Source organism: Zwartia sp. (assembly GCF_049655405.1).
GTDB lineage: Bacteria > Pseudomonadota > Gammaproteobacteria > Burkholderiales > Burkholderiaceae_B > Zwartia.
In genome coordinates this window covers 471,609-486,427 of record NZ_JBASJR010000013.1, presented here as the reverse complement: position 1 = coordinate 486,427, position 14,819 = coordinate 471,609, and the positions used below count along the sequence as shown (strand labels likewise).

Genomic DNA, 14,819 nt, shown 5'->3' with positions numbered 1-14,819 from the left:
GTATTATTTAAAATTCAATTGACTTACTTCAGTTTTGCGCGCTGCGCTTTAACCTGAATCAGTGTTTCTCCAAATTGAACAACACGTTGCTGCTCTTGTTCGACAACAGCAGCAGGTGCACGCGCAACAAAGGACTCATTCGTGAGTTTGGCTTGCGCTTTATTGATCTCACCTTCGAGTCTGGCAATCTCTTTGTCTAAACGTACTTTTTCAGCGGCCACATCAATCTCGACCTTGAGCATCAGACGTGTTTGACCTAGCGCTTGAACAGGGGCCCCGTCATCAGGCAAGGTCGTGACAACGTCAACACCTGACAGTTTGGCAAGTGCGGCAAGATAGGCTGCGTGCTGATGCAGCATTTCTTGTGGGCCTTCGGCGATGAGAGGAACGCGAGTGGCGGGTGCTAAGTTCATTTCGCTACGTAACGCGCGCACAGCTTCGATTTGACTCTTGAGCAGATCTACCTGGGCACATGCCTGCGTATCAATCGCATCCAGATTGGCTTGGGGAAATGGCTGTATAGAGATGCTTGATTGTGCATCTATCGATCTCTTGCCGGCGACAACGGAGACTTTTTGCCAGAGCTCTTCTGTAATGAATGGCATGATCGGGTGCATCAGTCTGAGGATGGCCTCGAGCACGCGGATCAGAGTGCGTCTTGTGGCGCGTTGTTGCTCAGGTGTGCCTTGTTGGATCTGTACTTTAGATAACTCCAGATACCAGTCGCAGTACTCATCCCAGACAAAGTGATAGAGCGCATTGGCGATGTTATCGAAGCGATAGTCGGCAAAGCCCTTGGCAACATCCAGTTCAAGTTGCTGTAGTTTACTGATGATCCATTTGTCCACGAAACTTTGAGCGCTTGCGTCAACCTCGGTCATGTCTTGACCCTCGGTATTCATCAACACAAAGCGAGTGGCATTCCAGAGTTTGTTACAAAAGTTTCTGTAGCCCTCACAGCGTTTGAGATCAAAATTAATGTTTCGTCCCAGAGTCGCGTAAGCAGACATCGTAAAGCGAAGCGCATCAGTCCCGAAAGCTGGAATACCTTCAGGAAATTGACGGCGAGTCGCCTTTTCAATCGCACCGGCCTGCTTGGGATTCATCAAGCCAAAGGTTCGTTTTTTGACTAAGGTTTCGAGGTCAACACCATCGATCAGGTCAACGGGATCAAGCGTATTGCCTTTTGATTTACTCATTTTCTGGCCTTCCGCATCCCGGATCAGGCCATGCACGTACACGTGTTTAAACGGCACTTGGCCGGTCAGGTGCGTGGTCATCATGACCATGCGAGCTACCCAGAAAAAGATAATGTCAAAACCCGTCACTAAGACGCTTGAGGGGAGATAACGCTCGTAGTCTGGCGTTTTTTCTGGCCAGCCCATGGTGGTGAAGGGCACCAGCGCAGAGGAGAACCACGTATCCAGTACATCTGGATCTCGAGTGAGTGGACCTTGAACGCCCGCTGCTTGCGCTTGCTGGACCGCATCGCTCTCATCGTGTGCGACAAAGACTTGACCGTCTGGGGCATACCAGGCAGGAATCTGGTGACCCCACCAAAGCTGTCTGGAGATACACCAGTCTTGGATGTTTTCGAGCCATTGGTTATATGTCGTGGTCCAATTGCTGGGGAAAAACTCGACATCCTTGTTTGCCACGACTTCGAGCGCGACTTCGGTAATGCTTTTGCCTGGATGCAGCGTATCAGCGGGGGCGGGCTTGCTCATCGCGACAAACCATTGGTCTGTCAGCATGGGTTCAAGCACCTCACCTGTGCGATCGCCACGGGGTTGCATCATTTTGTGTGCATCGACTTTAACCAAGAAGCCTTGCGCCTCCAGTTCAGCAACAACGGCCTTGCGTGCTTCGTAACGATCTAAACCATGAAACTGCGCTGGACCTTGGTCGTTGATTTTTGCATCAAGCGTAAAGATCACGATTAATGGCAAATTGTGTCGCATGGCGCATGCGTAGTCATTAAAGTCATGCGCACCGGTGATTTTGACGCAACCTGTTCCAAAGGCTTGATCCACAAAGTCATCTGCAATGATCGGTATCTGACGGTTGCAAAGCGGAAGATCCACTAATTTCCCAACAAGATGCTGGTAGCGTGGGTCTTCGGGGTGGACGCATAGCGCGCCGTCAGCAAGCATCGTCTCGGGGCGCGTGGTTGCGATCGTCATGCCGCGGAGCGTTTCTTGAGTGCCATCCTCGTGGGTGATAGTTTGTGGACCGTCCACGAAGGGATAAAGAATATGCCAGAGATGACCATCGGTTTCTACGGATTGCACTTCGAGGTCTGAAACGGCCGTGAGCAGTTTAGGATCCCAGTTGACCAAACGTTTGCCGCGATAGATGAGACCTTGCTTGTAAAGTCGAACAAAGGTTTCAACGACACCTGCCGACATTTGCTTGTCCATGGTGAAGTATTCGCGCGGCCAATCTGCGGAGGCGCCCAAGCGACGCACTTGGCTGGTGATCGTGTTGCCGGAGAGCTCTTTCCATTCCCAGACTTTTTCGATGAATTTTTCGCGACCAAGATCATGACGCGACGCTTTTTGAGCATCAAGTTGACGTTCGACAACGATTTGTGTGGCAATTCCTGCGTGATCGGTACCTGGGACAAATACGGTGTCATGGCCGAGCATGCGGTGATAACGAACGAGCCCATCCATAATGGTCTGGTTAAAAGCATGCCCCATATGAAGGGTTCCCGTCACGTTCGGGGGAGGGAACTGAATGGCGTAGGGGATACCATCGCCAGGGCCGCCCTGTGTATGCTGGCCAGCGGCAAAATAACCCCGTTTTTCCCATTCTTGGTACCAGCGCGCCTCAAGCGTTGCAGGTTCAAAACTTTTGGAGAGTTCCCCGTCTAGAGTGGTATTAGGCTGATTCATTCAAATATCCGGATAAAGTTGGGTCGCAGGGCGTCGCCAGTTGGCGAATAACGCTCTATTTTAGGGTGTTGTGGCCAGATGTGCCGTGCTAGAATCATGGGCTAGGGTCAGCACAAGCAAAGTCCCTGTTTTTATTGAGATTTATTGGAGTTTTACATGTCAGTCGAACGTACTCTTTCCATTATTAAGCCTGATGCCGTCGCTAAAAATGTCGTCGGTCAGATTATTGCCCGCTTTGAAGGCGCAGGCCTGAAAGTCATCGCCGCACGCATGATGCATCTGTCGCGTGCTGATGCTGAGCGTTTCTACGCTGTTCACAGTGCTCGTCCATTTTTCAAAGACCTGGTTGATTTCATGATCTCCGGTCCTGTGTTTGTTCAAGCCCTCGAAGGCGAGAGCGCCATTCAGAAAAACCGTGACCTGATGGGCGCAACTGATCCCAAGAAAGCTGAAAAAGGCACGATCCGTGCTGATTTCGCAGACAGCATTGACGCCAACGCTGTTCATGGCTCTGATGCTCCTGAGACTGCTCAGGCTGAAATCGCTTTCTTTTTCCCTGAAATCAATATCCACAGCCGTTAATTTGGCTGTCTGACTCGTGGCACATTACGCATGCAACCTGAACCGATCAATCTGCTTGGGCTCGACGCTCCAGCACTGACTCAACTAGTGGGTCAGTGGGGGGGCAAGCCGTTTCGTGCCCGGCAATTGCAAAAGTGGGTGCACCAGCGTGGGACGAGTCAGTTCGACGACATGACAGATCTTGCGCGCGATTTTCGCGCGCAACTCTCTCAGTCTTGTGTGGTCCTTGCACCAAAGGTTTTAAGCCAACATCGCTCCTCGGATAGCACCAGAAAGTGGTTGTTCGATGTGGGGCAGGGTAACGCGATTGAGTCGGTGTTCATTCCCGAGGATGATCGTGGCACCCTTTGCATTTCAAGTCAGGCAGGCTGCAATGTCGCCTGCCGCTTTTGCTCGACAGGACATCAGGGATTTAATCGAAACCTGACGACTGCTGAAATCATCGGTCAGCTCTGGTGGGCCCGTCACGAGCTCATGCAAGACCTTGACTCTGCCCGCATTCAGTCCTCCGGCGCCGAGCATGCAACAGTTGTCACCAGCGATACGCGGCTCATTAGCAACGTGGTGATGATGGGAATGGGCGAACCCCTCTTAAACTATGAGCCGGTGCTCGGGGCTTTGCGCCTGATGCTCGACGATAACGCTTATGGTTTATCGCGGCGTCGAGTCACTGTATCGACTTCTGGGGTAGTGCCCATGATGGATCGGCTATCGCAGGATTGTCCTGTTGCACTTGCCGTTTCTTTGCATGCCCCCAACGACGCTTTGCGGGATGAGCTGGTACCTTTAAATAAAAAATACCCTCTCAAAGAGCTGCTTGCTGCATGCGAACGTTATCTTGAGTTTGCACCGAGGGATTTCATCACCTTTGAATATGTGATGCTAGATGGCGTCAATGACAGCGATGCGCACGCCAAACAGTTGATTGATATCGCGCGCCAAGTCAACTGCAAGCTCAATTTGATTCCTTTTAATCCATTTCCTGCTTCTGGTTTGCAACGCTCCTCTGCCGCCCGAATTAGAATATTTGCGCAGCACTTAATGGATGCCGGCATTGTGACGACTGTGCGCAAAACGCGCGGTGATGATATTGACGCAGCATGCGGCCAACTGGCCGGCGAAGTCAAAGACCGCACCAATCTGAGTGAAAAAATGGCCTCAAGAAAAATGATTCCGATCAAGGAGACGCGTGCATGAGCGAGCAGTTAGATCTGAGTAGTCCTTTGCGAACAGAGTCTGCACCCGCACCAACGGAGCTCATCACCTCGGCAGGCTCCTTGCGAGCCTTGCGTGTTTCCAAAGGCTTTTCAATCGAAGATGTCGCTGTACGACTCAAGTACGCCGCGCGCCATATCGAAGCCTTGGAGTCTGAGCGCTATGATAGTTTGCCCCAAGGTCTGGGACTTCGCAGTATGGTCAGAAGCTATTCAAAATTATTAGGGATCGACCCTAGATCTCTTGAGTCGGCTCTGCAATCACGCATTGGTAGCGTTGAGGGTGGCATTGCGAATCACACTTCGATTCGAACATTAGGTGCTCATCATGTTGAGCATGTGCCTCATTCCGGCCCTTGGGCATGGCTCGTCTTAATCCTGCTGGTCGTGCTGGCTGCGTTAAGCGTTGCGATTTGGCAAGGATTGGTGCCAGCGGCATGGGTGCCGGACTGGGTTGAGGCCTTGTTTCGATGAGTCAGATCTCTACATCCCCCTTCGCCTCAACAATTGATTCAGTGATCGGACCTCTCGCTCGGCACCGCACAAGACAGGTTGCTGTTGTTTGGGGAGATCAAAAAGTACTCATTGGTGGGAATGCACCCGTGGTGGTGCAGTCCATGACCAACACTGACACGGCTGATGCGATTGCTACGGCGATCCAAGTCAAAGAGTTGGCCCAAGCCGGCTCTGAGATTGTGCGGATTACGGTCAATACGCCTGAGGCAGCCCGTGAGGTGATCGCGATCCGTGAGCAGCTGGATCGCATGGGTATTTCAGTGCCGTTAGCCGGTGACTTTCACTATAACGGCCACAAATTGCTGACTCAGTTCCCGGACTGTGCTCAGGCTTTATCTAAATATCGCATCAATCCTGGCAACATGGGTGGCGGAAAAAAGCGTGATGATAACTTCGCTCAGATGATTGAAGTGGCGTGTCGCCATCAAAAGCCAGTTCGCATTGGTGTTAATTGGGGCAGTTTGGATCACGAACTGCTCGCGCGCATGATGGACGATAACGTCAAGCTTGCTCAGCCGCGCGATGGTAGGGCCGTCATGCGAGATGCCTTAGTGGTTTCTGCGATTAGTAATGCGGAACGCGCCCAAGAGCTTGGCTTGCCTGGTGATGCCATTATTCTTTCTTGCAAAGTCAGTCACGTACAGGATTTGATCGCTGTTTACCGTGATTTGGCTTCGCGCTGCGACTATCCTTTGCATCTCGGTCTCACTGAGGCTGGCATGGGAAGTAAAGGCATTGTCGCCTCAACAGCAGCGTTGAGTGTTTTGCTCCAAGAAGGCATTGGCGACACGATTCGGATTTCTCTGACGCCAGAGCCTGGTGGCGATCGTGCGCGCGAAGTCATCGTAGGGCAAGAGATTTTGCAAACGATGGGCTTACGGGCATTTACGCCCATGGTGATTGCATGCCCTGGCTGTGGTCGCACCAGCAGCACGGTGTTTCAAGAACTCGCAGACCGGATTCAGACATATCTGCGAGATCAAATGCCTGCATGGAAAAATCAATATCCCGGCGTGGAGTCAATGAATGTTGCGGTGATGGGTTGCGTGGTCAATGGCCCAGGTGAGAGCCGACATGCTGATATTGGAATTAGTTTGCCTGGCACGGGGGAGGTGCCTTCGGCTCCTGTTTTTGTCGATGGTGAGCGAACCGTTACCCTCAAAGGCGACTATATCGCCGAAGAGTTTCAAAAGATTGTTCAGGATTACGTCGCACGCCGCTACGGCGCACACGCGAGATAAATTTATTTATGACACAAGCATTTTCCAAGGTAACCGCGATTCGCGGGATGAACGATGCATTGCCCGGTAACGGTGCACGCTGGGAGCAGCTCGAGCAAGCCGTTCGCGTCTGGTTGGCTGATTACGGTTACCGCAATATGCGTACCCCTATTCTTGAGCACACACGATTGTTTACGCGCGGGATTGGCGAGGTGACCGATATCGTCGAAAAAGAAATGTATAGCTTTACTGACTCACTCAATGGTGAGTCTTTGACGATGCGCCCTGAGTTCACTGCTGGCATGGTTCGTGCAGCCATTGAACACAATTTGTTGTACGACCGTCCGCAACGTGTATATGCGATGGGGCCAGTGTTTAGGCATGAGCGTCCGCAGAGGGGGCGTTATCGTCAGTTTCATCAGATTGACGTTGAAGCCCTTGGTTTATCTGGTCCAGACATTGATGCTGAACTGATCGTGATGGTGGCGCGTCTCTGGAAGGCCTTGGGGATTACAGACGTGCATCTTGAGCTGAATTCCCTTGGACAGGGTGAGGAGCGGGCGGCACACCGAGCAGCGTTGATCGCGCATCTTGAACAGCATAAGGACGTGCTGGACGAGGACGGGCTAAGACGCATGTACACCAACCCGTTGCGTGTTCTAGACACCAAAAATCCTGCGATGCAGGCAATGGCCGACTCAGCACCCAAGTTGTTCGATTTTTTGGGTGAAGCTTCGCGCGCGCACTTTGCTGGCGTTTGCGAACGGCTGGATGACGCAGGCATCAGTTATCGAATCAACCCCAGAATGGTGAGAGGGTTGGACTATTACAATCTCACAGTATTTGAGTGGATAACCGATAAGCTGGGTGCTCAAGCAACGGTGTGTGGCGGTGGCCGCTATGATGGCTTGGTTGAGTTGCTGGGTGGCAAGCCTTCGCCGGCTGTGGGTTTTGCGATTGGTATGGAGCGGCTCATGGACTTGTGGGGGCAGTACCAGCCAGAGACGCCAAAGGCCGAATGTGCGGTGTATTTTGTCCATCAAGGGGAAAGTGCGCAGCGCCGCGCTGCGATGTTGGCGGAGGGCCTGCGGGATATGGGTATCTCTACCATTGTGCATGCAGGTTCGGGGAGTTTTAAATCGCAATTCAAGCGTGCGGACACAAGTGGTGCGCAGATTGCGGTTATTCTTGGGGACGATGAGCTCGCTTCTGGCGTAGCCTCGGTCAAAATGTTACGTGTTGAGCAGCCATCCGAGGCGCTCTCACAGCAACAAGTGCCGCTCGATCATTTAGTGTTGTTTTTGAAAGATAAGGTTAATTAGGCATGGCTTACGATCTCGACGAGCAAGAACAACTAGACCAGATTAAAGCCTGGTGGAACAAGTACGGCACTTTAGTGTTGACTGTATTAATTATCGCCACAGCCGTTGTCGGCGGCTGGAGAGCATGGCAATGGTACGAGGGGCATCAGTCTTCTCAGGCGCGCGGTTATTTCGAAGCACTTGAAGAGGCAGGGCGTTCACAGGGCGAGGAGTCGGTTGCTCGCATTAACGCCGCCATGAAAACCTTGCGTAGCGAATATGCCGCAACTGATTACGCCGCCCGTGGGGCCTTAGTGGCAGCCTCTGCATTGGCGGCTCGCAAAGACTTGTCAGGTGCGCGTGCTCAGCTCGAATGGCTTTCACAAACGAAGCATGCAGCGTTAGTACCTGTCTCCCGTTTGCGTTTAGCTGCCTTATTCCTTGATCAAAAAGAATACGAATTAGCGTTGGCTCAACTCAAGGACGCTCCACCGTCTTTTGAGGGATTGTTTGCGGACCGTCGTGGTGATGTCCTTGCTGCCCAAGGGAAACCCGCTGAGGCTAAAAAGGCTTGGAACGAAGCCATTGGAACGCTCGGCGCGACAAATCCATTGACACCAATTGTTAAGCTCAAGCTTGATGCGCTGGGAGGCTAAGGATGCGGAACACTATTTCAACAGGTCTGTTTCGGGTCACTGCAGTCCTTCTTGCGTCAGCAACCCTTGCGGGCTGCAGCTTATTCGGCGGCAGTGATGATCGATACAAACCGGCACCGTTAACAGCGGTTTTGCCTGAAGTTGCTGTGCAAAATGCTTGGAAGACGCAGGTCGGTAGCGGTTCAGGACTCGGTTTTGCGCCCTCTATTGTCAATGGTGCTGCTTATGCGGCAACTCCTGACGGCGCAGTCGTTAAAGTAGATCTCCAGACGGGCGGTATCGTTTGGAGAGCAATGGTAGACAAAAAGCTTTCAGCAGGCGCGGGGAGTGACGGCAAGGTGACTGCTGTTGTGACCCGTGAGGGGGCGGTTGTTGCATTGGATGAGTCTGGTCAGGTCAAGTGGCGTGCCCAAGCGACGAGTGACGTTTCAGTTCCCCCTGTGGTCGGCTACGGTGTCGTGGTGGTGCGCAGCGGCGACTATCGCGTTCAGGCATTCAATGCTGAAACGGGCGATCGTATTTGGAGTGTTCAGCGACCTGGCCCCGCACTCACGCTTCGGGCTGCTGCACGAATGGTCATGATTGAAGGTTTAGTCATCAGTGCCATTCCGGGCGGAAAGTTGATCGGCATTAACGCTGTCTCCGGTGATGTTCAATGGGAGGGTACTGTTGCCATCCCCAAAGGCTCCTCCGATCTTGAGCGAGTGATTGACGTTGTAGGTGCCCCTGTTGTTCTGGGTCAGCTGATGTGTGCGGTGTCTTACCAAGGACGAATTGTCTGTTTTGATATCGCCGCAGGTGGACGTCCTGCTTGGGCCAAGGACTTTTCTTCCTTGGTAGGCTTGGCTCTGGACACACTGCACGTTTACGCACCCAATCAGACTGATGTTGTGACGGCGTTAAATATTCAAAATGGTTCTGCTGTTTGGGCCCAAGAAGCCTTGAAAAACCGAAAACTCACTAGCCCGGCAGCCGTAGCTTCCACAGTTGCAGTTGGTGATTACGAAGGTTTCGTTCACTTTTTGGCACAAAAAGATGGGCATTTACTTGCCCGAGTTTCTGTTGGCGGTGGCGCTATTCGTTCGCCGCTATTGGCCACGCCGCAGGGCGTGCTTGTTCAAACGGGTGATGGTGCCCTAGTTATGTTGGCGTTGAAATAATTCGTGTCTGTTAAACCTGTCGTTGTTCTGGTGGGACGCCCTAATGTGGGCAAGTCCACACTTTTTAATCGCCTGACGCGTTCGCGCTCAGCCTTGGTTGCTGACTTTTCCGGTTTGACACGGGATCGGCACTACGGTGAGGGACGTGTCGGTGAGACCCCATTTATTGTTGTCGATACGGGCGGTTTTGAGCCAATCGCTAAAACGGGCATTTTGCACCAGATGGCCCGCCAGACTAAACAGGCTATCGCGGAAGCGGATGTGGTTATTTTCATGGTGGATGCACGCGCGGGTTTAAACGCGCATGATCATGATATTTCTCGCCTTCTTCGCAAACTTGGGCAGCGCGTTGTTTTGTGTGTCAACAAAGCAGAGGGGATGCCTCATGGAAGCGCGGTCGCAGAGTTTCATGAGCTGGGTTTAGGCTTGCCGGTTGCGATTTCAGCTGCGCATGGAGACGGTATCGCAGATCTGATTGAGCATGCGCTAGAGGGTTTAGGCGAGCCTGCTGTAGAAGCACCTGAGTTTGACGCAGATGACGCAGAGCCCTCAGCGGACGCACTGAAGGTCGAAGGCGAGGTGGCTGCGCCAGAACTCAAGCATCGCATCAAGCTCGCGATTGTTGGTCGTCCAAACGTTGGAAAATCTACGCTGATCAATACATTGTTGGGCGAAGAGCGCGTGATTGCGTTTGACATGCCAGGCACCACGCGTGATGCGATCGAAATCGAGTTTGATCGAGGGGGCAAGCAATACACCTTGATTGATACTGCTGGCTTGCGCAAGCGCGGTAAGGTCTTTGAGGCGATCGAAAAGTTTTCTGTGATTAAAACTTTACAGGCGATTGAGGCAAGTAACGTCGTTCTGTTGATGATCGATGCCCAGCATGAGGTGTCTGAACAGGATGCGCACATCGCTGGCTTTATTCTTGAAACGGGTCGCGCACTGGTTGTGGCGATTAACAAGTGGGATGGTCTGGATAGCGAACAGCGCGAAAGGATTCAGCGCGAATTTGACCGCAAGCTAAGGTTTCTCTCTTTTGCACGAGTGCATACGATTTCCGCGTTGCGCGGTCAGGGAATCAATACCGTCTTACGCTCCGTCAATGCAGCTCATGCTGCAGCATTTGCCAAATTGTCGACACCACGTTTGACGCGCGAGTTACAAGCGGCTGTTGAGCAACAACCCCCACCGCGCAAAGGTATTTTCAGACCCAAAATGCGCTACGCTCATCAAGGAGGACAAAATCCTCCTCTTATCATTGTGCATGGTAACGCCTTGGATGCTATCGCTGATCCTTATCGTCGATATTTGGAAAACAGGTTCCGCGAAGCCTTTGAGTTAGCCGGAACGCCTTTGCGCATTGAGTTTAAGTCGTCTTTCAACCCTTACGCCGATAATTGAGCTGTCATGAGTCGTTACTGGAATAGTTTGGTTGCCAAGCTTGATCCCTATGTTCCTGGGGAACAGCCTCGTATACAAAATCTGATCAAGCTCAACACCAATGAGCACCCTTATGGTCCCTCCCCAAAAGTGATCGAGGCTATTCAGGCTCATACAAACGACAGTTTGCGCTTGTACCCTGATCCCACCGCGCTTGAGCTTCGCCAAGCCATTGGAAAGCGATTTCATTTATCACCCGAACAAGTATTTGTGGGTAATGGCTCCGATGAGGTCCTTGCGCACGTGTTTCATGCGTTACTCAAACATGAGGCGCCTGTTTTATTTCCGGATATTACTTACAGTTTTTATCCAGTCTACTGTGGTTTGTACGAAATACAGTTCAAAACTGTGCCGCTGGATGATGACCTGAAAATTTGTGTGGACGATTATCTTCATCTCAAGGGCGATCGAAGGGTAGGCGGGATTATTTTCCCGAATCCCAATGCGCCGACGGGAGCTGCCCACTCTCTAGACGCCGTTGAGAAAATCATTGCAGCCAACCAAGATGTCGTGGTGGTGGTGGATGAGGCTTACGTAGATTTTGGTGCGCAAAGCGCAGTGAGTTTGATTAACAAGTACCCCAATTTGCTGGTGGTTCATACCTTGTCTAAGTCGCGCTCTTTAGCTGGCTTGCGCGTGGGATATGCCATGGGTCATGCAGACCTGATTCAGGGTTTGGATAGAGTTAAAAATAGTTTCAATTCGTACCCTCTGGATCGTCTGGCGCTTGCTGGAGCGACTGCGGCTATTGAAGATCAGTCTTATTTTGAACAAACACGTGATGCTGTCGTTCGTACGCGTGGTGTGATGACAAAAGGCTTGGAGCAGCTCGGTTTCCAAGTTCTGCCCTCAGCCGCTAATTTTATTTTTGCTAAACATCCCGCACGCGATGGTGCTGAGTTTGCCGCAGCATTACGTGAAAAAAATATTATCGTTCGTCACTTTAAAAAAGAACGCATTGATCAGTATTTACGCATCACTGTCGGTACAGATGATGATTGTTCAAAACTGCTGGAAGCATGCAAATTAATTTTGAGTTAATCAAACGTAATAGATCTTTTGGTAACTAAAAGTTTCAATTGCTAGCATCCCAAGGGAAAACCCTGTACAGTGTAATCATTGGCGCCGCATCGCAGCAAATCTTTCACGATGCGGAGTCGCCTACAACAATATATGGAGCCTGCCAATGAGCAATAAAGGGCAAACTTTGCAAGATCCTTTCTTGAATGCACTACGTAAAGAGCACATTCCTGTGTCAATTTACTTGGTCAACGGGATCAAATTACAAGGCCAGGTCGAGTCTTTCGATCAGTATGTCGTGTTGTTACGCAACACTGTCACGCAAATGGTTTATAAACACGCGATTTCCACGGTTGTGCCAGCACGCGCCGTGAGTCTACCTGTTGACGCTTCGACTGATGCCTCAGCTGAAGCAGAGGCTGAATAAGCAAGCTGGGATTAACGCATGCGTGCGTTAATCATCAGCGTAGATCTTGGTTCACCTGACCATGCGGCTCACGCCGAAGAGTTTGTGCTGTTGGCCAAAGGGGCAGGCGCCGAGTTAGTGGCAACACTGACTGCTAAGCGCCAGCGTCCTGACGCTGCTTATTTTATTGGGTCAGGCAAGGTCGAGGAGGGCGTTTTGCTCGCACAAGAGTGCGATGCGGAAGTTATCCTCTTTGATCAACCCCTTTCTCCTGCGCAGCAACGTAACCTCGAGCGTCAGTTCAACTTAAGAGTGGTCGATCGCGTTGCTCTCATTTTGGACATATTCGCTTTGCGTGCGAAAAGTCACGAGGGAAAGTTGCAGGTTGAGCTTGCACAGCTCCAGCACCTCGCGACGAGATTGACGCGTTTGTGGTCACACCTTGAGCGCCAACGCGGTGGGATTGGTATGCGGGGTCCGGGCGAGTCTCAACTTGAGATGGATCGCCGTATGATTGGCTCCAAGGTCAAGCTGCTCAAAGAAAGGCTGGAGCGTGCTCAGCGACAGCGTACGACGCAACGGCGCTCTCGCGCCCGCGGATCAATTCTCTCTGTGTCGCTGGTGGGTTACACCAATGCAGGAAAATCCACGCTGTTCAATGCGATGACCAGAGCAGATTCCTATGCGGCGGATCAGCTGTTTGCTACGTTGGACACGACGACTCGGCGATTATGGATTGAGGGTGCTGGTCAGATAACCCTTTCTGATACTGTGGGATTTATTCGTGATTTGCCTCACACCTTGATTGCTGCTTTTCGAGCAACGCTCGAAGAAGCCACGCAGGCGGATTTGCTACTTCATGTCGTGGATGCTGCGAGTCCTCAGCGTGACGAGCAGATTGCCGAGGTCAATAAGGTTTTAGTCGATATTGGTGCGGCAGATATTCCCTGTATTTTGGTCTACAACAAAACCGACTTGGCTGGACTGGAATCACGTGTAGAACTAGACGAACATGGTACGATTTGTCGAGTTTTTTTAAGTGCTCAAAAGCGCTCTGGTCTGAGCGGTTTGCGAGATGCAATCAGTCAGTTTGCTTCTACCTCGGAAAACAATGCGATTTCTTACGAAAATATTCAACCTGAATGATCCCGGTTGGGGTCGTGGTCAGGGCGGTGGTGGTAACGAACCCCCGCGTCGTCCTCCCCAAGGAAATGGTCCTCCTGATCTTGATCAGGTCTGGCGTGACGTGACTAGCCGGCTTTCCGGTTTGTTTGGCGGTAAACGCGGCGGTGGAAATAACGGCGGACCCTTAGGAAGTGGTGGACCCAGTCCTCGTCAATCCAAAATTGGCTTGGGCGTGATTGTCGCTGCGGCTTTAGCTTTGTGGCTAGCGAGCGGTTTTTTTATTGTCCAAGAAGGTCAGGTTGCGGTCATTACCCAGTTTGGTAAGTACAAGAGCACATCTCAAGCTGGTTTTCAATGGAGAATTCCTGCACCGATCCAGTCGCATGAAATGGTTAATTTGTCACAACTCCGTACCTTTGAGGTAGGTTTTCGTGGCAATGCGCGCAACCGAGTCTTGCCTGAGTCGCTTATGTTGACCGATGATGAAAATATTGTCGACGTTCAGTTTGTGGTTCAGTACAGACTTCGCGCCGATGGCGCACCAGACTATTTGTTCAAGACCAAGGATCCCGATGAGTCTGTTCGTCAAGTTTCACAGTCTGCGATGAGAGAGGTTGTGGGTACTCGCTCAATGGACTTTGTTCTGTACGAGGGCCGGACGGCCGTAGCAAGTGAGGTCCAAAAACAAATGCAGCAGATTTTGGATCGCTACCAGACTGGTATCCAATTGAGTAGCGTTGCAATCCAAAACGTTCAGCCTCCAGAGCCCGTCCAGGCAGCCTTTGATGATGCAGTCAAGGCTGGTCAAGATCTTGAGCGTCAAATTAACGAAGGTCAGGCGTATCGCAACCAAATCGTCCCATTAGCGGATGGTCAGTCTTCGCGAATGCTTGAACAAGCTGAAGGTTATCGTGCTCGTGTGGTAGGGGCTGCGGTGGGAGATACGGCTCGTTTCACCAGTGTGTTGGCCGAGTACCGCAAAGCGCCTGAAGTGATTAGAGAGCGTATGTATCTTGAGACCATGCAGCAGATGTTTGCAAATGCCAGCAAGATTCTGGTCGATACTGCCGGCTCAAACAACATGTTGTACTTGCCGTTAGACAAGATTACCCAGCAGGCAGCACAGGGAGCAATGCGCCCCAATCCATTGGCAAATACGCCGGTTCAGACGAATGCGCCTGCACCCTTAGCGCAGCCTGCGCCAGTCACGCGGCCGACTCCGGCTCCTACCAACACACTGACGCGCGATCGCGGCAGTCGATAACACAGAGGACACAAT

At 51.7% G+C, this 14,819-nt stretch carries 13 protein-coding genes; 12 read left to right on the top strand and 1 reads right to left on the bottom strand.

The features are described from left to right. Window positions 1-23: 23 nt before the first annotated feature. Window positions 24-2,897: a valine--tRNA ligase gene (locus tag WBJ47_RS13705; RefSeq protein ID WP_422243373.1), complete on the bottom strand. Its 2,874-nt coding sequence runs from the start codon at window positions 2,895-2,897 to the stop codon at window positions 24-26. Window positions 2,898-3,053: 156 nt separating this feature from the next. On the opposite strand from WBJ47_RS13705, the gene ndk reads away from it, so the two are divergent. From ndk to hflK, 12 genes are all read left to right on the top strand, one after another. Next, window positions 3,054-3,479 carry a nucleoside-diphosphate kinase gene (gene ndk, locus WBJ47_RS13700; RefSeq protein ID WP_422243372.1) on the top strand — a complete coding sequence of 142 codons (426 nt, stop codon included), beginning with the start codon at window positions 3,054-3,056 and terminating at the stop codon, window positions 3,477-3,479. Between the two features lie 30 nt (window positions 3,480-3,509). Then, entirely contained in the window at window positions 3,510-4,676 is a 1,167-nt protein-coding gene (gene rlmN, locus WBJ47_RS13695) for a 23S rRNA (adenine(2503)-C(2))-methyltransferase RlmN (protein ID WP_422243371.1), read from the top strand. After that, window positions 4,673-5,167, top strand: a complete 495-nt coding sequence (locus WBJ47_RS13690; RefSeq protein ID WP_422243370.1) for a helix-turn-helix domain-containing protein — start codon at window positions 4,673-4,675, stop codon at window positions 5,165-5,167. Before rlmN ends, WBJ47_RS13690 begins: the two co-directional genes overlap by 4 nt. Then, window positions 5,164-6,450 (top strand): flavodoxin-dependent (E)-4-hydroxy-3-methylbut-2-enyl-diphosphate synthase, encoded by a 1,287-nt coding sequence (gene ispG, locus WBJ47_RS13685; RefSeq protein WP_422243369.1) that lies wholly within the window; start codon window positions 5,164-5,166, stop codon window positions 6,448-6,450. The genes WBJ47_RS13690 and ispG overlap by 4 nt, the downstream gene beginning before the upstream one ends. Window positions 6,451-6,458: 8 nt before the next feature. Beyond that, on the top strand, window positions 6,459-7,751 hold the full coding sequence (gene hisS, locus WBJ47_RS13680; RefSeq protein ID WP_422243368.1) for a histidine--tRNA ligase: 1,293 nt from the start codon (window positions 6,459-6,461) through the stop codon (window positions 7,749-7,751). A 2-nt stretch (window positions 7,752-7,753) separates the two neighbouring features. Further along, window positions 7,754-8,386: a YfgM family protein gene (locus WBJ47_RS13675; protein WP_422243367.1), complete on the top strand. Its 633-nt coding sequence runs from the start codon at window positions 7,754-7,756 to the stop codon at window positions 8,384-8,386. Between the two features lie 2 nt (window positions 8,387-8,388). Next, window positions 8,389-9,546, top strand: coding sequence for an outer membrane protein assembly factor BamB (bamB, locus tag WBJ47_RS13670; RefSeq protein WP_424585330.1), 1,158 nt, complete (start codon window positions 8,389-8,391; stop codon window positions 9,544-9,546). Between the two features lie 3 nt (window positions 9,547-9,549). Next, window positions 9,550-10,950, top strand: coding sequence for a ribosome biogenesis GTPase Der (gene der, locus WBJ47_RS13665; RefSeq protein WP_422243836.1), 1,401 nt, complete (start codon window positions 9,550-9,552; stop codon window positions 10,948-10,950). Window positions 10,951-10,956: 6 nt separating this feature from the next. Further along, the gene (gene hisC / locus WBJ47_RS13660; protein WP_422243835.1) at window positions 10,957-12,030 is read left to right on the top strand and encodes a histidinol-phosphate transaminase; all 1,074 of its coding nucleotides are present in this window, start codon (window positions 10,957-10,959) and stop codon (window positions 12,028-12,030) included. A gap of 145 nt (window positions 12,031-12,175) precedes the next feature. Then, the gene (gene hfq, locus WBJ47_RS13655) at window positions 12,176-12,436 is read left to right on the top strand and encodes an RNA chaperone Hfq (protein ID WP_422243834.1); all 261 of its coding nucleotides are present in this window, start codon (window positions 12,176-12,178) and stop codon (window positions 12,434-12,436) included. An 18-nt stretch (window positions 12,437-12,454) separates the two neighbouring features. Then, entirely contained in the window at window positions 12,455-13,561 is a 1,107-nt protein-coding gene (gene hflX / locus WBJ47_RS13650; protein WP_422243833.1) for a GTPase HflX, read from the top strand. Then, window positions 13,527-14,804, top strand: a complete 1,278-nt coding sequence (hflK, locus tag WBJ47_RS13645; protein WP_422243832.1) for an FtsH protease activity modulator HflK — start codon at window positions 13,527-13,529, stop codon at window positions 14,802-14,804. The genes hflX and hflK overlap by 35 nt, the downstream gene beginning before the upstream one ends. The last annotated feature ends 15 nt before the right edge of the window (window positions 14,805-14,819 follow it).